The organism is Pseudomonas sp. P1_A1 (assembly GCF_056406935.1).
The window spans coordinates 42,234-61,906 of sequence record NZ_JBFTZE010000028.1; the positions used below are offsets into that span (position 1 = coordinate 42,234).

Sequence of the window (19,673 nt, forward strand, 5' to 3'; positions counted from 1 at the left end):
ATGCAAAATTCAATCGGCGCACCAAAGCAGAGGTTCAGCCTCAGCGATCCGCGAGTGCGTGCGTGGCTGTTTCAGATCATTACGGTTATCGCCGTGGTCGGGATGGGTTGGTACCTGTTCGACAACACTCAAACCAACCTGCAACACCGGGGCATTACCTCCGGTTTTAGTTTTCTTGAGCGCAGCGCCGGTTTCGGCATCGCTCAGCACCTGATCGACTACACCGAATCGGACAGTTATGCCCGGGTGTTTGTCATCGGCCTGCTCAACACCTTGCTGGTGACGTTCATCGGCGTGATCCTGGCGACGATCCTCGGTTTCATCGTCGGTGTGGCACGGCTGTCGAAGAACTGGATCATTGCCAAGATGGCGACGGTCTATGTGGAGGTCTTCCGTAACATTCCCCCGCTGCTGCAAATCCTGTTCTGGTACTTCGCAGTGTTCCTGACCATGCCAGGGCCGCGCAATAGCCATAACTTCGGCGACACCTTCTTCGTCAGCAGCCGCGGCCTGAACATGCCGGCAGCGCTGATAGCGAACGGTTTCTGGCCGTTTGTGGCGAGCATCGTCGTGGCCATTGTCGCGATCGTGCTGATGTGCCGCTGGGCCAACAAGCGTTTCGAAGAGACCGGCGTACCGTTCCACAAATTCTGGGTAGGCCTGGCGATGTTCCTGGTGATCCCTGCGTTGTGCGCATTGATCTTCGGCGCGCCGCTGCATTGGGAAATGCCACAGCTGCAAGGTTTCAACTTTGTAGGCGGCTGGGTGCTGATCCCTGAACTGCTGGCACTGACCCTGGCCCTGACGGTGTACACCGCGGCGTTCATCGCCGAGATCGTGCGTTCGGGTATCAAGTCGGTCAGCCACGGCCAGACCGAAGCGGCCCACTCGCTGGGGCTGCGCAACGGTCCGACCCTGCGCAAGGTGATCATCCCGCAAGCCCTGCGCGTGATCATTCCGCCGCTGACCAGCCAATACCTGAACCTGGCGAAAAACTCCTCGCTGGCGGCCGGTATCGGTTATCCGGAGATGGTGTCGTTGTTTGCCGGTACGGTGCTGAATCAGACCGGACAGGCGATCGAAGTCATTGCCATCACCATGAGCGTGTACCTGGCGATCAGTATCAGCATTTCCCTGCTGATGAACTGGTACAACAAGCGCATTGCGCTGATCGAGCGGTAAGGAAGAGCGCATGACGACTCATACTTTCAAACCCGACATGCCTCCACCGAGCAGCAGCATCGGTGTCGTGGCGTGGATGCGGGCGCACATGTTTTCCAGCTGGATCAACACCCTGCTGACGCTGTTCGCGTTCTATCTGATTTACCTGATAGTTCCGCCTCTCGTGAGCTGGGCGATTCTCGATGCCAATTGGGTTGGAACCACCCGCGCCGATTGCACCAAGGCCGGCGCCTGCTGGGTATTCATTGAGCAGCGCTTTGGCCAGTTCATGTATGGCTACTACCCGATGGACTTGCGCTGGCGCGTGGACCTGACCGTGTGGCTGGCGGTGATTGGCGTGGCGCCGTTGTTCATCGCTCGTGTTCCGCACAAGGCGATCTACGGCCTGAGCTTTCTGGTGCTCTATCCGATCATTGCCTACCTCCTGCTGCACGGTGGCGTATTCGGCCTGAGCCAGGTGGCGACCAGCCAGTGGGGCGGCCTGATGCTGACCTTGGTGATCGCTACCGTCGGTATCGTCGGCGCATTGCCGCTGGGTATTGTTCTGGCCCTGGGCCGTCGTTCGAACATGCCGGCGATTCGCGTGGTCTGCGTGACCTTCATCGAGTTCTGGCGCGGTGTGCCGTTGATCACGGTGCTGTTCATGTCGTCGGTGATGTTGCCGTTGTTCCTGCCCGAAGGCATGAACTTCGACAAATTGCTGCGGGCGCTGATCGGCGTGATCCTGTTCCAGTCGGCCTACATCGCCGAGGTGGTGCGTGGCGGTCTGCAAGCGATCCCTAAAGGTCAGTACGAAGCGGCTGCGGCAATGGGCCTCGGTTACTGGCGCAGCATGGGCCTGGTGATTTTGCCGCAAGCCCTGAAGCTGGTAATCCCTGGCATCGTCAACACCTTCATTGCGCTGTTCAAGGACACGAGCCTGGTGATCATCATCGGCCTGTTCGACTTGCTCAACAGCGTCAAGCAAGCCGCCGCCGACCCGAAATGGCTGGGCATGGCCACTGAAGGCTATGTGTTCGCGGCCCTGGTGTTCTGGATTTTCTGTTTTGGTATGTCCCGCTATTCCATGCATTTGGAACGCAAGCTGGACACTGGCCACAAGCGTTAGGAGCGTAGTTTATGAGTGAAGCGATCAAACAGCCTGTGAGTCCTCAAGGCATTATTCAGATGCAGGGCGTAAACAAGTGGTACGGCCAGTTCCACGTGTTGAAAGACATCAACCTGAACGTCAAGCAGGGCGAGCGTATCGTGCTGTGCGGCCCGTCGGGTTCCGGCAAATCCACCACCATCCGTTGCCTCAATCGCCTGGAAGAACACCAGCAGGGCCGTATCGTGGTCGATGGCGTGGAACTCACCAACGACCTCAAGCAGATCGAAGCGATCCGCCGTGAAGTCGGCATGGTGTTCCAGCACTTCAACCTGTTCCCGCACCTGACCATTCTGCAGAACTGCACCCTGGCGCCGATGTGGGTACGCAAGATGCCCAAGCGCAAGGCCGAAGAAATCGCCATGCATTACCTGGAGCGCGTACGCATTCCGGAGCAGGCGCATAAATTCCCGGGGCAACTGTCCGGTGGTCAGCAACAGCGTGTGGCGATTGCCCGTGCCCTGTGCATGAAACCGAAAATCATGCTGTTCGACGAACCGACGTCGGCACTCGACCCGGAGATGGTGAAAGAGGTTCTGGACACCATGATCGGCCTGGCCGAAGACGGCATGACCATGCTCTGCGTGACCCACGAAATGGGCTTCGCCCGTACTGTGGCCAACCGCGTGATCTTCATGGACAAGGGTGAAATCGTCGAACAGGCTGCGCCGAACGACTTCTTCGACAACCCGCAGAACGAGCGGACGAAGCTGTTCCTGAGCCAGATCCTGCATTGATAGACGCTTGGCAGTGAAATAAACCCGGACATGGTTCCGGGTTTATTTTTGCCCTCGATTTGTCCCCGCCCCCTGGAGGAGGGGCCGGTGGTGGCAACTCCTACAGGGTTAGGTTGGGGTTGTTGCTCTGGACGAAGCTGACTAACATGTCAGAAAATTCATCCTATGATTGGATGAAAGGGCGAATCCTATGTCAGATATTTCTCCATTAATTAAACGATCCTTGGTCGATCAGGCCCTGGACCAGTTGCGCCTGCGCATCAATCAAGGTATCTGGACGGTCGGCCAGCGTTTACCCACCGAGCCGGAACTGGCGACCGAACTGGGCATCAGCCGCAACACCGTGCGCGAAGCCATGCGCGTGCTGGCGTTTTCCGGCTTGATCGAGATTCGTCAGGGAGACGGCAGCTACCTGCGGGCGGTAGTCGATCCTTTGGATACGATGAAGGCGCTGTCCCGCTGCTCTCAGGAGCAGGCTCGGGAAACCCGGCACATTCTGGAAGTCGAAGCCATCGGTCTGGCTGCATTACGCCGCACCGATGAAGACCTGGTGGCGTTGCGCGAAGCGCTGAGTGTCAGCGGCAGTCACTACCACGGCGATCTCGATACCTACATCGCCTGCGACCTGGTGTTTCACCGTCGTCTGGTGGACGCGGCGCACAACCCGACCCTCAGCGAGCTGTATCGCTACTTCTCCAGCGTCGTGGGTGCGCAGTTGCGTCAGACCCTGAACGTCACCCCCCGACGCCAAGCGGTGTTCGACCTGCATATCGAACTGCTCGATGCCGTCGAGCAGCGCGACCCGGAACGGGCCAAGGCCCTGTCGAGGCAGTTGATCAATGAACCTTGAAACCGAGAATTCCATGTCGAGCAGCAACAGCCACATCACGCAACCCAAGCGAACAGCAGAGCTCGAAGAGCTGCTGATCGATGCCGAGGCCGATGACGAAGAGGTCCAGCAAAGCCACCCGATCCTGCGTCGTCCGTGGCTGTTGTTACTGGGGCTGATTCTGGTGGCGCTGAACCTGCGTCCAGCACTGTCGAGCATGGCGCCGATGCTCAGCGAAGTGTCGAAGACCCTCGGTTTGTCGGCGGCGCAAGCGGGTTTGCTGACGACGTTGCCGGTGCTGTGCCTCGGTTTGTTCGCACCGTTGGCGCCGATTCTGGCGCGACGTTTCGGCGCCGAACGGGTGGTGTTGGGCATTTTGTTGATGCTGGCCGGCGGGATTATCCTGCGTAGTTCGTTCGGCGAGATCGGCCTGTTTGCCGGCAGCGTACTGGCCGGCGCGAGCATCGGGGTGATTGGCGTTTTGCTGCCGGGCATCGTCAAGCGCGACTTCCCGAAACAAGCCGGGACCATGACCGGCGTGTACACCATGGCCCTGTGTCTGGGCGCGGCGATGGCAGCCGGCGCGACGGTGCCATTGAGCGAGCATTTCGACAAAAGCTTGGCCCTGGGTCTCGGTTTCTGGGTGGTGCCCGCGTTGGTCGCGGCGGTTTTCTGGTTGCCGCAAGTCGGTCAGAAGCACGGCGCACATAACGTGGCCTATCGGGTTCGCGGTCTGTTGCGTGATCCGCTGGCCTGGCAGGTGACGTTGTACATGGGCCTGCAATCCTCCCTGGCGTACATCGTCTTTGGCTGGTTGCCGTCGATCCTGATCAGTCGCGGCCTGACCCCGACCCAGGCCGGCCTGGTGCTCTCGGGTTCGGTGATCGTCCAGTTGGCCAGTTCGCTGGCGGCGCCCTGGCTGGCCACTCGCGGCAAGGATCAACGGCTGGCGATTGTGGTGGTCATGCTACTGACACTCGGCGGTTTGTTCGGCTGTCTCTACGCACCGCTCGAAGGCCTGTGGGGCTGGGCGATACTGCTCGGCCTGGGGCAGGGCGGTACGTTCAGCCTGGCGCTGACCCTGATCGTGCTGCGCTCGCGCGATTCCCATGTCGCGGCCAACCTGTCGAGCATGGCCCAGGGCTTCGGTTACACCCTCGCGTCGATAGGGCCCTTCGCGGTCGGCATCGTGCATGACTGGACCGGCGGCTGGAGCGCCATAGGCTGGATCTTCGGCGTGATCGGCCTCGGTGCAATCATTGCCGGCCTCGGCGCCGGGCGTTCGCTTTACGTCCAGGTGGTCAGCGAAAAGGTCTGAGCTACAGGTAAACGACGTCCAGCGTTGCCGAGCCATCCAGTTTTACCTCGGTGCTCAAGTCCAGTTCGGAGGTGGGCGAGATGACCGTTTCGACGGTGACGCGGCTCGTCAGGTTCTGGATGGCCATCGGACCGGCGCTGCTGCCCGCCACGTCGGTGAAGCCGAGGTAGCTTCTGGCGCCAATCGCAATGGAGCGGCCGTTCGATGAGCTCCAGGCCACGCCGCCGGTGGTGGAGTCGGTTCGAAACGCTTGAGACCAGTCATCCACCACGGTACTGGCCGGATCGAAGTTCAGCGAATACAGGCCGACTTTGTTGCCACTGCTGTCGTGGTTCAGACCGTAGTAAATCTCGCTGTTGACGATGGCCGAGCCGTCGCGGTTGTCGCGCATCAGCAGGGCGAACCGTCCGGGTGCATTACACTGAAGGTTGAACTCCAGCGTTTGATCGCGCAGGCGCGTTCGTTTGTCGGCGCTCAGGTCTTGCCGGGAGATTTTTCCGAAGTCGACGAGGCCGTTGTTGGACAGGCTGGGTGTGCAGGCCAGCGGGGTGATGAGGCCCGTAACGGTCAGGTCAGTGCTCGATGCGACGAAGGTGAGTGGTGAAATCAGGACGATGAACGCCATCGTCAGGATGTGTGGAGTTTTTTTCATGGGACAGGTTTCGCTATGGCTAATGGGCTGAATCAGTCCTTGCCCGGAGCATGCCCCCGGGCAGAGGTGGCTACGGGGTTACGGGTAATCGACGATCGCCACTTCGTTAGTTAGGTCGAGTGAGTCGGCGCGGGCGATGTAGGTCCGTACCTGAAGACCGGTCACCAGATCCTTGATGGCTATTGGAGTGGAAGGACCACCAACGGCTCCGAAGGCACTTATGGCGTTAGGGATCAACCCGTTGAAAGTGCCCCAGGTGTCGCCATTGTTGTAGGAATGCAGGGCGCGTACAGCAACGCCGTCGCCCAGCGGAGCCTCGAATCGTGTCTCGAAGTAGCCGAGCTTTTGGTTTTCGTCGCCATTGATAAGACCCAGGCCGAACGAAGCGCCATCGTCTGCGTCCGACCCCGCCCTTTTATCGATCGGTTTCAGCCTGAATGCTATCGCCGAGTCGCAATTCACGGTGAGTTGCAATGTGTGAGTGGTCAGTCTCGTCCAACGGTCCTGATTCAAATCTTTGGACGAAAACTTGCCGTGATCAACGACCCCGCCTTCGGACAGCATCGGCGTGCAAGCGTTGGGGGTGATGATGCCGGTCACCGTCAAATCCGTACTCGAAGCCGCCAGCGCATAGGGTGCAATGCCGATCAACGCGGTGGCGGAGAGTGCTGCAAAGTACTTTTTCATCATTTTTTTACTCACTTCTATGGTTGTGTTGTCCTGACTGTCCCAGGTGCTCAAGCGCGCCCGGATTCAGCAGGATCGGGTTGGGTGTCACAGGTAAATAATCTCGATCGTTCCCGCGCCATCGAGGTTGATGGCGCTGCTCAAATCGAGGCTGTTGGTGGGGGCGATGACGGCGTCCACGGTGACGGTGACGCTGAGGTTCTGGATCAGCACCGGGCCGTTGGCGTTCGCGCTGTCGGTGAAGCTCAGGTAACTGGTTTTGCCGATGGGGATCGGGCTGGCGCTGGCCGAGCTCCAGGCGATGCCGCCAGTGGTGGAGTCGATTCGATAGAGGCGGGCGTAGCCGTCGGCGCTGGCGTCGGTCGGGTCGACGGTCAGGGAGAACAGACCGATGTTGTTGTGGCGGCTGTCCGTGCCCAGGCTGTAGTAAATGTCGCTGTTGACCGTCGCCGAGCTTGAGCGGTTGTCATGCATGATCAGCGCGAACGAAGTGGGCGCGTCGCAGCCCACCCTTAAATTCAACGACCTGGGCGGCAGGCGTGTGCTCTTGTCGGCGTTCAGGTCGTTTTTCGACAGGGTGCCGAAGTCGACCACGCCGCCGTTGGACAGCACCGGTTCGCAGGCCGCCGGCGCGAAGCGGGCGCGCAAGGTCGCCTCGCGGGTGCGCCCGGCCGCGACGGCGTCGAACACGCCGATGGTCTCCCAGGTGACGGCGTCGCGCACCTGCATCCCTTGCTCTTGAACCCAGGCCGTCAGCTCAAGTTGTGCCGAAAAAGTACGGCCCTGCAACGGCACGCCGGCCTGTACCGGAACGACGCCGTGCGCCGGGCGCCAGATCAGGCTCGATGCCGTTTCCGCCGGTGGCTGGCCGACACCGGCAATCAGCCCGACCTCGACCGATCGACCATCCAGCACCGCATCGCGAATGCGCATCCGGTAGCTGCCGCGTTCGGCAAAGTGAAAGCGTTCGGCGGTCGCCGCCATGGCTCGATAAAACACACTCATGTCGGTGGGTTGCGGGCAGCTCAGGCTCAGGCTCAGCTGGCGCTCGCCGAGGTTTCGTTCGGCTGCCGAATCGGGGCGAATTGCCCGGTTCATCAATCCGTAGTCGAGCACGGGCTGGCTCAGGTTGAACTGGCATTCATCGGCAGAGGCCCAGGCGAAGGGTGTGAAAGCGCTCAGCGCCAGGGGCAGCAGCAAATAACGGGACAGGTTCATCAAAGTCATCCTCAGAGCGCTCGGCACTTGGCGGGGGCGGTTTCGTAGTAGGCGTTGGTGTCGGCGTCTGCCGGCAGCTCGAAACGCAGTTCGCAACGCTCCAGTCCCGGCGCGGTGATCCACAGCGCACGGCTGTCGAGGACGTTGGGCAGAAACACCAGGCCGCCGTCCTGCACCAGGGTGACGAACTCGCCGTCCTCGGTATTCACGGCGGCACCGCGAGGCAGCGGTGCACCGTTGGCAGTGGTGGCTTTGAGCAGTGCACGGCGGGTCAGGGTGAGGCCGAACTCGATGTTGTCGACGGCACCGCGCCCGGTCGAAATCACCGCCAGACCGTTGTGGATGTCGGCGTTGCGCGGCAGGCTCTTGGTGTCGACTTCCACTGCGCTGCGGCCGTACGCCGCCACTTGCGGGACCACCGCCTGACCTTGCCAGTCGGTCCACACCGGACCGCTGGGGGTCGAGACTTTGATGGAACCCATGTCGCCCACCGACAGCAGGGCAAAGGTGTCGCTGACCGGGTAAGGCGACAGCGTCACGCCACCGCCGTGGATCACGGCGCCGCCACGGGCGCTGGCCTGATAGCTGGAACGCTCGGCATCGGAACGGGTGTAGTTCAGGTCCAGTTGGCTGTAGCGCGGCAACAGCGAAACACCGGCCGTAGACTGCACTTCTTTATCGCGAGTGTCGTGTTCGACGCCGACGCGGTAAGCCAGTTGATCGTTGATCTGTTCACTCAAGCCCACGCCGCTGCGGTATTCGCCTGCGGAGCTGCGCACCCAGGTGCGTGCGCGACGGTTCTCACCCAGGGGAATACTGAGGTTCAGGTAGACGCTGTCGTCGTTGCGGCTCGCGCCGCTGACCTGCCACTCCGCCGTCGCCGAGACCGACACACCACCGAAATTGGTACCCCAGGACGCGAGGGCGCGGCTGCTGCTTTGCCCATCGAAAGAACTCGATCGGCTGATGCCACCGCTGAACCCGCCGAGCCACGGGTTGGACCAGGACAGCGCGGCGCTTTGCTGGTCGCGGTAGCGGGATTTACTGTCGTCGTCGGTGTTGTCGAACACCGCGTCCTGCAGTTCACGATAGCCGAGGGTCCGGTAGGAACTGCCAGCATTGAAACCCCACTGCTCGCTGAAACGGTGCGATACGTTAAGGTCCGCCTGCAGCCCCTGGCTGGATTGTTGGCCACCGGCATCGGCGCCGGTCAGAGCGGCTTGAACCTGGGTAACCGGCGAGGGCAACAGGCCGACACTGGCACCTGCCGCGCGATAGTCGGCGGCACCGGTCAGGCCTGCGCTGAGCACGACTTGCTGCGTGAGTGCACCGCTCCAGCCGCCGCTGATTACCCACGGGTCGCCACCCTGTTCATCGCCGGTACTGCGCACCTTGCCGGCCGCCAGCGAATAACCGGGCGCCGGCAGACCGACGCCGAGCATCGCGGCAGGCACGGTAAAACTGCGCTCGCTGCCATCTTCTTCCTTGATCGTGACTTCCACATCGGAACGGGTGTTGAGGCGGCGCACGTTGGTGAGCGCGAATGGCCCGGCGGGCACCACCGTGGAATGGATCAATACACCGTTCTGCCGAACCTCGACCTGGGCCTGACTGTTGGCAATGCCTTCGATGACCGCGCTTTGTCCTTCGATTTGCAGTGCTTCTTCATTCAGTACTTGCACGCCGGTGATCTGCGCGCCGGCCAGCACCGGGTTGTACAGATTGATCTGGCCCGCTTGCAGCACCGCTTCGTGACTGGCGAACGTGCGCTGGGCGTAGGCGGCGATGTGCGTGGTGCGGGAAACGTCGTCCTGCCAGGTCTGCACCTGCCGGCTGCGCACGATCCAGTCACCGGCGTTGAAACCCACTTCGGTATTGGCCGAGGCGAAGCGACTGGTCTGATCGCCATAACGGCTGTGCAAACCGGTGACGTCGTAGTTGAGCAACCCGGCAATGCCCCCGGTTTGATAGCCGGAAAAATCCCGGGCAGTGGGGCGTATCGCATCGGTGGGCACGATCAATGACAGGGCCAGGTTCGCCGGGTCCGGATCGATAACGGTCTGCGGCGCGGTGCCGAGAAAATCGTAGCAGCGACCATCATCCAGCAGGTACTCGGGCACCGTCAGGTTGGCCGCATCGAGCAGGGCGCGATCGAAGCACAATTCGCCCTGGTCATTGAACGCGACGTCGACCCGGCCATGGCGCTGGCCATTGACCGACAGCGTGACCGGATGCCGTCCCGCGGTGAATCGCGGCGATTGCATCAGCAGCGTTGCCAGCGTCGGGTCGATGCCCCGCGCCTGCAACGTGTTTTTGTCGAACGACGGCGGCTGCGAAACCTCACCGTAGGCGTTGAGCGCCATCAGAGTGTTGGTCAGCAGCAACGCCAGCGTTGTCCGCTGTCGCAATGTAAAAGGGCGAATAACGGGCACGGCTTCGCCATCACGGCAATTCAATACTGTGTTCATTGGGTTCACTTGGGTTATGCCGGGGTGCTGGCCGATTCGCTGTGGTCAGGCACGCCTGTGGCAACGGCCGAAAGGCCGTAGCCTTGAAACATCGGCGCTCATGATTCCTTCATGGCGCTGTCGTGGCGGTTTCAGGATTCGATGGGTGCTTCGTAATGCGGCACGGCGAAACCGTAGACAGTCGCCGGTTGAAAGCGCACCTTCGTGGCGGCTCCTTCAGGTGCCTTGACGCTGATGTGTTCACCGGGCAACACGTAGGTTTTGGGCAACATCGCGTTGGTCGCGGCCGGCAGCAATTGCACTTCCTGACCCAGGCGCACCACGTACGGCGTGTCGTTGCGTACCGTCAGCTGGCCATCCTGCAGCGACCATTGCAGGTCAGTCCAGGGTGTGCGATTGGGCGCCAGGCCCTTGGGGTGAAGGATCACCGGCAGGTTCTGGCGCACCGTCACGCCCACCCGGGCATGCCCGGCTTCGGCGGCGGGTTTGCCTTCCGGGATGCCTTCGAAGATCACCCGTTTCAAACGCTGGGTCAGCAAGGGTTTTTCGGTTTGCAGAATGAAACGCACCAATTGGGTTTTCGACGCTTCGACGCGTGCCAGCGGTGGCGTGACGAACACCAGCGATTCGGTGTCCTCGGCAATGTCCTCGATGGTGACGTGCATCAACGCCAGGTTGGCATCGGTGTTGGTCACGGACACCGACGCTTTGCCGTCGGCCTCGTTGACGATCACCACCGACGTGTTCGGGACCATTCCGTCAGCCTGGGCCTGGGTGGCCTGCAGAAGGCCGAGCGCGCCGATGCCGGCATGCAGCAGATGGCGCGTGAGGGATAAAAACATCGTCATGACGTTTCTCGTTGAGTGTTCGAAAAAAAGCGGCCGGCAATACCGGCCGGTCAGTAATTCAGCTGCACGGTGACGTGCCCGTCGATGGGGACTTCATCGGTCAGGGTCAGGTCATTCGCGCGCACGATGGTGGTGAAGGCCGTCAGCCTGGCGTGCAGGTCTTTGATGGCGACCGGAGTGCTCAGGTCGGTCGGCGCTGCAAACGCGGTCAGGCCGGCATGCCCCAGGTAGGACGACACTCGCCAGCTGGCCCCGTCGTTGCTGGACATGATGGTTTTCACCGGTTTGCTGTCTGCTACCGCATCGAACAGACCAAACGCCACGCTGCCCAGGTTCTGATCATCGTTGACCACGCCCAGGCCGTGGTGGGCCGGGTTAATGGCGGAGGAGCCTCCGCGGTTGTCGAGGGTCGTTAGGGTAAACAGCGTGGCGGCTTCACAGTTAACGTACAGGTACAGCGTGCCGTTGGGCAGGCGGGTGGGCTGCTCCGCATCGAGATCCTTCACCGTCACTTTGCCGTGGTCGACGAGGCCGCCGCCGGACAGGTTGGGCGTGCAGGCGCTGGGGGTGATCACGCCGGTGACGCTCAGGTCGGTGTTGCTGGCGGCCAGGGCTGAAGGGGCGCAGGCGAGCAAGAGCGGAGCCATTAGAGCAAGGGAGCATCGTTCCATGATGGGTCGTCCTTTGAGTGAGCGGGCAGCGCCAGGTGGCTGGCGTTGCCCGTTGAGGGGGTGAAGGGTTACAGGTACTTGATCTGCAGGGTGGCGTTGCCGTCGAGTCTGACTTCGTCGGTCAGGGTCAGGCTGTTGGTGGGGGCGATGGCGGTGTGGAGCCACATATCCACCGTGACGTTTTCAACGAACTCAGGTGTCCAGGCGCCACTGACCCGGTTGCCAAACCCGATCCAATCGTTCGGTAGCATCGATACGTCATCGTCAAACCTTGACCAGGTAGCACCCTCGTTATGTGAATACATAGCGCTCACCGGAACGGCCGCGACCGGGTTTTTGAAACCCAACTGGTAGAAACCCAATTTTTCAGTCCCATTGATCAGGCCCAGTCCCATCCCGTTTGCCATGCTCGCTGTGTTTAGCCTGTTGTCGAGCGTACTGATCGCAAATTGCGCTGATGCACTGCAGTTCACTGTGAGTTGAATGGTTTCGACTCCGAGTACGGTGTGAGTAGTCTCATTCAGGTCTTTCGCAGAGATTTTCCCGTAATCGACAACACCGCCGTTGGCCAGGATCGGTTCGCACGCCACCGGCGTGATGGTGCCTGTAACGGTCAGGTCGGTACTGGATGCAGCAAAAGCGGACGATGCGCCAGTCAGCAGCAACGCAGTCGTCAAAAGGGATAAATGTTTGTTCATGTGTCGGCTCTTCCTTGAAGGAGGATTGTTGGTTATTGCCCTAAGCGGACAGGGCGCAATCTAACGATCGAGGTAGCCAGGCGGAATGCAACTAATACGAAAACGGCCGAGCGGGTGCATGAAAAGGAGTTGCGGGCTCCAGACCGTCATTTTTTCGGGGTGTTGTCTGTAGGCCTTTGGAGTGGACGACGTGGGTTGACGGGCAACGTTGAATCTCCGGTGTTGCCCGGTGAATTGATGCCCGTTACAGGTAATCGATCTGAAGGACGGCCGAACCGTCGATGGGCACTTCGTCTGTCAACGTCAGGCTGTCAGTACGAGCAATGCCGGTAGACACAACAAGATCCAGGGTCAGGTCTTTTATCCACATAGGTGTAGTGACGGGGCCGATAGCCCCAACCGCCCAGAGGTTTTTAGCGCCCCAGAATACAGTCGATCCTTCCTTCAGCCAGGTCGTGCCACCGTCATTGGAGAGAATGGCTTGGGCCGTGACGTTGTCAGCCATCACGTTGCGTGGGATGACACGGAAGTAACCCAGCTTTTCGCTGGTGTTGATCATCCCCAGGCCAAAGTAATTTCCATTTATTGATGTGTCGGGACGGTTATCGAGCGGGGCGATGGCGTATGGGGTTGCATGATCGCAGTTCACTGCCATTTGCAAGGTGACGGTAGGCAAAACGGTGCTCCTGTCAGGCTTCAGGTCTTGAACGGAGTGCTTGCCATGATCGGCGATGCCGCCGGCAGACAGGGTGGGCGTACAGGCCGCTGGCGTGATAATGCCGGTAACGCTCAGATCGGTACTGGACGCGGCGAACGCCGACGATGCCCCGCTCAGCAGCAAGGCGGCGGTCAGGAGGGATAAACGTTGATTCATGGGTGGTTCTTCCTTGGACGAACGATGACTGGGGATGCCCCTTTGCGGACGAGGCGCAATCTATCGGTCGAGGTAGCCACGCGGAATGCAACTAATACGAAAACGGGCAGCCCTGCGTATGAAAAGGTGTAGCGGGCTCCAGACCGTCAGCCTTCGGACTGTTGTCTGTAGGCTTTTGGTGTGGCCGACGTAGCTTAAAAATGTAGGGGGCTTCTCTTTGTTTTATAGGAGAAAGGACAGAGGCCCGAGGGCATTGGGCGAAGCCGTTTCGCGGTCGAGATTGGTCGTTGTGGTCGGCACAGGACGGCGCTACTTTTCGCCTATTTCAGTCACCAAACAGGAAAAATCCGACAATGCGCGTAATCATCGCTGACGACCATCCGGTCGTTCGTATCGGCTTGCGGATGCTCATCGGTCTGAGCAACACATGTGTGATCGTGGGCGAGGCCGATGGCCCGGACAGCCTGTTGAGCCTGCTTTCGACCACGCCTTGCGACCTGTTGATCACCGACTTCTGCATGCCGGGCAACTTGCAGGCCGATGGCCTGAAAATGCTGAGCATGGTGCGACGTCGCTATCCGTCAATGTCGATCATTCTGGTCACGATGTTTACCAACGTCACGACACTGAGGGCGGCGTTTGCTCAGGGCGTGATGGCGATCATCGCCAAAGACGGGTCGGCGAAGGAACTGCCCATGGCGATCAAATCAGTGGGCGAAGGTCGGCGGTTTATCAGCGCGTCCTTACGCACGGCGCTGGTTCAGGCCGACGCCGAGGCGCAGTCCGGTTCTCCTTCACTGTCGGCCAAAGAACATGAAGTGGTAAGAATGCTGGCCAGCGGCATGACCGTCAGCGAAATCGCCGGCCACTTCAAACGCAGCGTTTCAACGATCAGCAAACAAAAAAGCATGGCCATGCAAAGGCTGGGCATCTCCACGGATGTGGATCTCTTTGCCTATGCCCGTGACAGCGGCATGATGCATTAGGTCTCGGCGCACCTCAGGGTATTCCTGCCACGAATGCCAATAGTGTTCCGTGCATTTGCAGACTATCGTGCAGGCAATCCTGTAAAAACTTCGGAGCCTGCCCATGAGTGATGCCCACAGCGCATTGATCACCCAGTTCTACCAAGCCTTTCAGCGGCTGGATGCCGAGGCCATGAGCGCCTGCTACACCGACGACGTGGTGTTCAGTGATCCGGCGTTCGGTGAGCTGCGCGGCCACGATGCCAGCGACATGTGGCGCATGCTCACTACCCGGGCCAAGGACTTTTCCCTGACCTTCGATAACGTGCGCAGCGATGAGCGCACCGGCGGCGCCCATTGGGTGGCGACGTACCTGTTCAGCCAGACCGGCAATATCGTGGTCAATGACATTCAGGCGCGTTTCGTGTTTCGCGATGGCAAGATCTGCGAGCACCACGACAGTTTTGATCTGTGGCGCTGGTCGCGTCAGGCGCTGGGTTTCAAAGGGCTGCTGTTGGGCTGGACGCCGGTTGTAAGAAGCGCCGTGCGTGCTCAAGCGTTGAAAGGCTTGAAGGCATTCCAGGCCAGTCGCTGATAAGATCGCGGCTTGTTTCCTTTCAAGCCCTGATCGTCACGTGAGCACCCCGAGCGAATCTTCCGTCGATGCCGCCGAACCGTCGGTGCCTGTCAGCAAACCCTGGTTCGTCTATCTCGTTCGCGCGGCCAATGGTTCGCTCTACTGCGGGATCAGCGACGATCCCGTCCGCCGCTTCGCCACTCACCAGAGTGGCAAAGGTGCGCGCTTCTTCCTGTCCAGCCCGGCCGTGGCGCTGGTCTATACCGAAGCCTGCCGTGACAAAAGCGAAGCGCTGCGCCAGGAGCGCTTGATCAAAAAACTCAAGAAAAGCGCCAAGGAATGTCTGGTCGCGAGTGCGGCCGCGGGCTTATCAATCTGACTGATAAGTGCCCATCAGGCAGATGGGTAGGCTGCCTGCCGATTGCGCGCTAAGCTGCGGGCTCCTTATCCGAGCGGCGGAGCCGAGCATGTCCGAGTTGATTCTTCATCACTACCCGACGTCCCCTTTCGCCGAAAAGGCCCGCTTGCTGCTGGGCTTCAAGGGGTTGTCCTGGCGTTCTGTGATAATTCCCCGGATGATGCCAAAACCCGATCTGACGGCCCTGACCGGCGGCTACCGCAAGACGCCGGTGTTGCAGATCGGTGCTGATGTCTATTGCGACACCGCGCTGATCGCTCGTCGCCTGGAGCAGGAAAAAGCTTCACCGGCGTTTTTCCCGGAAGGCCAGGAAATGGTCACGGCGACCTTTGCGGCGTGGGCCGATTCGGTGGTGTTCCAGCACGCAGTCAGCCTGGTGTTCCAGCCAGAATCGGCAGCGGTGCGTTTCGGCAAATTGTCGCCGGAGGCGATCAAGGCATTCCTGGCCGACCGCACCGGCTTGTTCAGCGGTGGCAGCGCCACTCGATTGTCGGCCGAGCAGGCAAAGCATCAATGGCCAACGATCATGGCGCGTCTGGAGCAGCAGCTTGAGCGTGAGCAGGGAGACTTCCTGTTCGGTGAACCGTCGATTGCCGACTTTGCCCTGGCTCACTCGCTGTGGTTCCTCAAGGCGACGCACGTGACGTCACCGTTGGTGGATGCTTATCCGGCCGTTTCGGCGTGGTTTGGCCGTGTGATGGGTTTTGGTCATGGCGCGTTCAGCGAGATGACGGCCGAGCAAGCGCTAGAGATTGCCCGCAATGCAACACCGGCCGCATTGCCGGATGAGCCGTTCGATGAGCCGAACGGCTTCGAGGTCGGCCAGCAGGTGGTGATTGCAGCGACCGATTACGGGGTTGATCCGGTGGCGGGTGAGTTGATGTTTGCCGGCAGCGAAGAGTTGATTTTGCGCCGTGAAGACGAGCGGGCCGGTGTGGTGCATGTGCACTTTCCGCGGTTCGGGTTTCGTATCGAAGCGCAGTAACTTGGCGAAGATGGGATTGGTTACGACCTGTGGCGAGGGAGCAAGCCCCCTCACCACAGGATTGTTTGAAGCTGATGGTTATTTCAGCGCCGCAAGCACCTGGTCCGGGTCATACCCGCGAATCAACGTTCCATTTACATCGATGATCGGAATCCCGCGTCCACCGAGTGCCTCATAGGCTTTGCGCGCCACGGCATCCTTCTCGATATCGAATTCCTTGTACGGAATGCCTTTCTGATCGAGGAAGCGCCGGGTCAGCTTGCAGTAGCCGCACCAGTCAGTGGCGTAGAGCACGACGTTGGCCTTGGCCTGGGTTTGCTCGGACACCACCTGCGAGGGGTGAAGTACCCGTTCGATCTTGCCCCAGTTCTGGTAAACCACTACCACCAGCAGGATCAGCAGGAATTTTTTCAACACGCCGCCGAGCATCAGTTGCGTCGCTTGAGCTGGTCGGTCAGTTGGGTCGGCAGGCCCTTGATGATCAGCGTGCCGGCTTCTTCGTCGTATTCGATCTTCGAGCCCAGCAGGTGCGCTTCGAAGCTGATGGACAAGCCTTCGGCGCGACCGGTGAAGCGGCGGAACTGGTTCAGGGTACGCTTGTCCGCCGGGATCTCCGGSGACAGGCCGTAGTCCTTGTTGCGGATGTGATCGTAGAAGGCTTTCGGGCGATCTTCGTCGATCAGTTCGGACAACTCTTCCAGGCCCATGGGCTCGCCCATTTTGGCCTGGCTGCTGGCGTAATCCACCAGGGTCTTGGTCTTCTCACGCGCGGACTCTTCCGGCAAGTCTTCGCTTTCGACGAAGTCACTGAACGCCTTGAGCAGAGTGCGGGTTTCACCGGGGCCGTCGACGCCTTCCTGGCAGCCGATGAAGTCGCGGAAGTACTCCGAAACCTTTTTGCCGTTCTTGCCTTTGATGAACGAGATGTACTGCTTGGACTGCTTGTTGTTCTGCCACTCGGAGACGTTTATCCGCGCCGCCAGGTGCAACTGGCCAAGGTCCAGATGCCGCGAAGGGGTCACGTCCAGCTGATCGGTCACCGCCACGCCTTCGCTGTGGTGCAGCAGGGCGATGGCCAGGTAATCGGTCATGCCTTGCTGGTAATGCGCGAACAGCACATGGCCACCGACCGAGAGGTTGGATTCTTCCATCAGCTTTTGCAGATGCTCGACCGCCACCCGGCTGAAGGCCGTGAAATCACGACCACCGTCGAGGTATTCCTTCAGCCAGCCGCTGAATGGAAATGCACCTGACTCCGGATGGAACAGCCCCCAGGCTTTGCCCTGTTTGGCGTTATAGCTTTCATTCAAGTCGGCGAGCATGTTCTCGATGGCCGCGGACTCTGCCAGTTCGGAATCGCGGGCGTGAAGAACTGCAGGTGTGCCGTCGGGTTTTTTGTCGATCAGGTGGACGATGCAATGACGGATCGGCATGGGCTTCTCGGCTGATTGAAGAGAGGAGGGCGTGCTCCCCCAAAAAGTGCCCAGTGTACCGCAACCACTGGTTTTGGCGTGGTCCGAAGGGCAATTCGAAGCTCTCCGGCGACCCTAATGTGATTTTTTCCCGATTTAGAGCAATAAAGCTGACCAAATGGGTAGCTAGAGGCGGATATTTCCCCGTCTCTGTGCTAGTTTTGCCCGGTCTTACGCGAAGTCACTGCGTTAAGCGTGCATTCAGCATTTGTCAGGTCGAACCAAACCCTGATTTCGGTATCTATAACCCCGACTCGTCGTGGTTATGGCCGAGGGTGCCAGATCCAGAAGATCGGGCTCGATGGCTGACACTGCACTCTGCAATCCATATGAATTTGATAGGGAAGGAACACTACAATGGCTCTTACTAAAGACCAACTGATCGCCGACATCGCTGAAGCTATCGACGCGCCAAAAACCACCGCGCGTAACGCTCTGGACCAACTGGGCCAAATCGTTGCTGATCAGCTGGAAAACGGCGGCGAAATCACTCTGCCAGGTATCGGCAAGCTGAAAGTGACTGAGCGTCCTGCCCGTACCGGCCGCAACCCTTCGACTGGCGCTGCCATCGAAATCGCTGCCAAGAAAGTGATCAAGCTGGTTGTGGCCAAAGGCCTGACCGACGCTGTCAACAAGTAAGACTTGTTAAAAAAAACCGTGCACCGGAGCAATCCGGGCACGGTTTTTTTGTGTCTGCGATTCAGCGATTGATCAGGCTCAATCGCTGTTTCGGTTGTTACTCAGCTTTTGCGGGCCCAGCGCTCGCGCCAGACCTGCTGCTCGGATTTGGTCTGGAAGGTCCAGGCGACGAAGCGGCTTTGCTTCTGCCCTTGGGACATTTCCACGACCTGGCTTTCCAATACGCCGGCCTTTTTCAGCGCCGTCTGGATCGCCGGCAGGTTCGAGGCTTTTGAGACCAGGGTGCTGAACCAAAGCACTTTGTGTTGAAAGTGCGCGCTCTCGGCGATCAGTTGCGTCACGAACCGTGCCTCGCCACCTTCACACCATAGTTCTGCCGATTGACCACCAAAGTTCAGCACTGGCAGTTTGCGTTTTGGGTCGGCGCGACCCAGCGCGCGCCATTTACGCACGCTGCCCTTGGTCGCCTCGTCCATCGAGGCGTGGAACGGCGGGTTGCACATCGTCAGGTCAAAACGTTCACCGGGCTCGAGCAAGCCCAACAGAATGTGCTTGGGATTAGTTTGCTGGCGCAGCTGGATGGCTTTGTTCAGCCCGTTGGACTGCACGATGGCTTTGGCGGAGGCCACGGCTATCGGGTCGATTTCCGAGCCGAGGAAGTGCCAACGGTAGTCGCTGTAGCCGATCAGCGGATAGACGCAGTTGGCGCCCATGCCGATATCGAGCACCTTGACCGGCGCGCCGCGAGGGATTTCGCCGTCGTTGACGCTGGCCAGCAGGTCGGCCAGGAAGTGCACGTAGTCGGCACGGCCCGGAACCGGCGGGCACAGGTAATCGGCCGGGATGTCCCAATGGGCGATGCCGTAGAACGACTTGAGCAGCGCCCTGTTGAACACCCGCACCGCGTCCGGGCTGGCGAAGTCGATGCTCTCCTTGCCGTACGGATTGATGATCACGAACTTCGCCAGTTCCGGCGTGCTCTTGATCAGCGCCGGGAAGTCGTAACGACCCTGATGGCGATTGCGCGGGTGCAGGCTGGCCTTCTCGCGTGGCTCCACGGCTTTGGTTGGGGGCGCGGATTCAGGCTTTTTTCGCGCAGGTTTGGGTGTGCTGGGGGCGGTCATGGGCGAGGTCGATTCGGGTATGGCTAAAAGTGGCGGGTATTGTCCCACATCCGCCTGTTGAGCACCGAATTGCGAAGATCACGAATATCTATTGTAGGAGCTGCCGCAGGCTGCGATCTTTTGATTTTGCTTTAAAACAAGATCAAAAGATCGCAGCCTGCGGC

21 protein-coding genes are annotated in these 19,673 nt (G+C 60.0%); 10 read left to right on the forward strand and 11 right to left on the reverse strand.

Annotated features, from left to right (window positions below; genetic code table 11):
- From AC1D2Q_RS28095 to AC1D2Q_RS28115, 5 genes are all read left to right on the forward strand, one after another.
- Entirely contained in the window at positions 1–1,182 is a 1,182-nt protein-coding gene (locus AC1D2Q_RS28095; protein ID WP_305410087.1) for an amino acid ABC transporter permease, read from the forward strand.
- A 10-nt stretch (positions 1,183–1,192) separates the two neighbouring features.
- On the forward strand, positions 1,193–2,290 hold the full coding sequence (locus AC1D2Q_RS28100; protein ID WP_477815339.1) for an amino acid ABC transporter permease: 1,098 nt from the start codon (positions 1,193–1,195) through the stop codon (positions 2,288–2,290).
- 11 nt (positions 2,291–2,301) lie between these two features.
- Entirely contained in the window at positions 2,302–3,066 is a 765-nt protein-coding gene (locus AC1D2Q_RS28105; protein ID WP_253418977.1) for an amino acid ABC transporter ATP-binding protein, read from the forward strand.
- A gap of 190 nt (positions 3,067–3,256) precedes the next feature.
- Positions 3,257–3,916: a FadR/GntR family transcriptional regulator gene (locus AC1D2Q_RS28110; RefSeq protein ID WP_477815340.1), complete on the forward strand. Its 660-nt coding sequence runs from the start codon at positions 3,257–3,259 to the stop codon at positions 3,914–3,916.
- A complete protein-coding gene (locus AC1D2Q_RS28115) occupies positions 3,906–5,213 on the forward strand; it encodes a CynX/NimT family MFS transporter (RefSeq protein ID WP_477815341.1) in 1,308 nt (435 codons plus the stop codon). Before AC1D2Q_RS28110 ends, AC1D2Q_RS28115 begins: the two co-directional genes overlap by 11 nt.
- 1 nt (position 5,214) lies before the next feature.
- On the opposite strand, the gene AC1D2Q_RS28120 is transcribed toward AC1D2Q_RS28115, so the two are convergent.
- From AC1D2Q_RS28120 to AC1D2Q_RS28155, 8 genes are all read right to left on the reverse strand, one after another.
- Positions 5,215–5,865 (reverse strand): DUF1120 domain-containing protein, encoded by a 651-nt coding sequence (locus tag AC1D2Q_RS28120; RefSeq protein WP_477815342.1) that lies wholly within the window; start codon positions 5,863–5,865, stop codon positions 5,215–5,217.
- 78 nt (positions 5,866–5,943) lie between these two features.
- The gene (locus tag AC1D2Q_RS28125) at positions 5,944–6,606 is read right to left on the reverse strand and encodes a DUF1120 domain-containing protein (protein ID WP_477815343.1); all 663 of its coding nucleotides are present in this window, start codon (positions 6,604–6,606) and stop codon (positions 5,944–5,946) included.
- Positions 6,607–6,639: 33 nt separating this feature from the next.
- The gene (locus tag AC1D2Q_RS28130) at positions 6,640–7,770 is read right to left on the reverse strand and encodes a DUF1120 domain-containing protein (RefSeq protein WP_477815344.1); all 1,131 of its coding nucleotides are present in this window, start codon (positions 7,768–7,770) and stop codon (positions 6,640–6,642) included.
- Between the two features lie 11 nt (positions 7,771–7,781).
- Positions 7,782–10,238, reverse strand: coding sequence for a fimbria/pilus outer membrane usher protein (locus tag AC1D2Q_RS28135; protein WP_477815345.1), 2,457 nt, complete (start codon positions 10,236–10,238; stop codon positions 7,782–7,784).
- 131 nt (positions 10,239–10,369) lie between these two features.
- Positions 10,370–11,086 carry a fimbria/pilus chaperone family protein gene (locus AC1D2Q_RS28140; protein WP_477815346.1) on the reverse strand — a complete coding sequence of 239 codons (717 nt, stop codon included), beginning with the start codon at positions 11,084–11,086 and terminating at the stop codon, positions 10,370–10,372.
- A gap of 50 nt (positions 11,087–11,136) precedes the next feature.
- Entirely contained in the window at positions 11,137–11,757 is a 621-nt protein-coding gene (locus AC1D2Q_RS28145) for a DUF1120 domain-containing protein (protein ID WP_477815347.1), read from the reverse strand.
- 68 nt (positions 11,758–11,825) lie between these two features.
- Entirely contained in the window at positions 11,826–12,455 is a 630-nt protein-coding gene (locus AC1D2Q_RS28150) for a DUF1120 domain-containing protein (RefSeq protein WP_477815348.1), read from the reverse strand.
- A 244-nt stretch (positions 12,456–12,699) separates the two neighbouring features.
- Positions 12,700–13,329, reverse strand: coding sequence for a DUF1120 domain-containing protein (locus AC1D2Q_RS28155; RefSeq protein WP_477815349.1), 630 nt, complete (start codon positions 13,327–13,329; stop codon positions 12,700–12,702).
- A gap of 353 nt (positions 13,330–13,682) precedes the next feature.
- Here AC1D2Q_RS28155 and AC1D2Q_RS28160 point away from each other — a divergent pair, with 353 nt between their 5' ends.
- The 4 genes from AC1D2Q_RS28160 (at position 13,683) to AC1D2Q_RS28175 (ending at position 16,274) form a co-directional block, all read left to right on the forward strand.
- On the forward strand, positions 13,683–14,315 hold the full coding sequence (locus AC1D2Q_RS28160) for a response regulator (protein ID WP_477815350.1): 633 nt from the start codon (positions 13,683–13,685) through the stop codon (positions 14,313–14,315).
- Positions 14,316–14,418: 103 nt separating this feature from the next.
- Positions 14,419–14,889: a nuclear transport factor 2 family protein gene (locus AC1D2Q_RS28165; protein WP_477815351.1), complete on the forward strand. Its 471-nt coding sequence runs from the start codon at positions 14,419–14,421 to the stop codon at positions 14,887–14,889.
- A 40-nt stretch (positions 14,890–14,929) separates the two neighbouring features.
- On the forward strand, positions 14,930–15,250 hold the full coding sequence (locus AC1D2Q_RS28170; RefSeq protein WP_477815352.1) for a GIY-YIG nuclease family protein: 321 nt from the start codon (positions 14,930–14,932) through the stop codon (positions 15,248–15,250).
- An 88-nt stretch (positions 15,251–15,338) separates the two neighbouring features.
- Entirely contained in the window at positions 15,339–16,274 is a 936-nt protein-coding gene (locus tag AC1D2Q_RS28175; protein ID WP_477815353.1) for a glutathione S-transferase family protein, read from the forward strand.
- A gap of 78 nt (positions 16,275–16,352) precedes the next feature.
- Here AC1D2Q_RS28175 and AC1D2Q_RS28180 read toward each other — a convergent pair whose 3' ends face one another.
- Positions 16,353–16,703, reverse strand: a complete 351-nt coding sequence (locus tag AC1D2Q_RS28180; RefSeq protein ID WP_018927101.1) for a glutaredoxin family protein — start codon at positions 16,701–16,703, stop codon at positions 16,353–16,355.
- Positions 16,703–17,707 carry a nucleoid-associated protein YejK gene (gene yejK, locus AC1D2Q_RS28185; RefSeq protein ID WP_018927100.1) on the reverse strand — a complete coding sequence of 335 codons (1,005 nt, stop codon included), beginning with the start codon at positions 17,705–17,707 and terminating at the stop codon, positions 16,703–16,705. The genes AC1D2Q_RS28180 and yejK overlap by 1 nt, the downstream gene beginning before the upstream one ends.
- A 396-nt stretch (positions 17,708–18,103) precedes the next feature.
- Here yejK and AC1D2Q_RS28190 point away from each other — a divergent pair, with 396 nt between their 5' ends.
- Positions 18,104–18,385, forward strand: a complete 282-nt coding sequence (locus AC1D2Q_RS28190) for an HU family DNA-binding protein (protein ID WP_007905514.1) — start codon at positions 18,104–18,106, stop codon at positions 18,383–18,385.
- A 101-nt stretch (positions 18,386–18,486) separates the two neighbouring features.
- Here AC1D2Q_RS28190 and rlmF read toward each other — a convergent pair whose 3' ends face one another.
- The gene (gene rlmF / locus AC1D2Q_RS28195) at positions 18,487–19,509 is read right to left on the reverse strand and encodes a 23S rRNA (adenine(1618)-N(6))-methyltransferase RlmF (RefSeq protein ID WP_477815354.1); all 1,023 of its coding nucleotides are present in this window, start codon (positions 19,507–19,509) and stop codon (positions 18,487–18,489) included.
- Positions 19,510–19,673 lie beyond the last annotated feature (164 nt).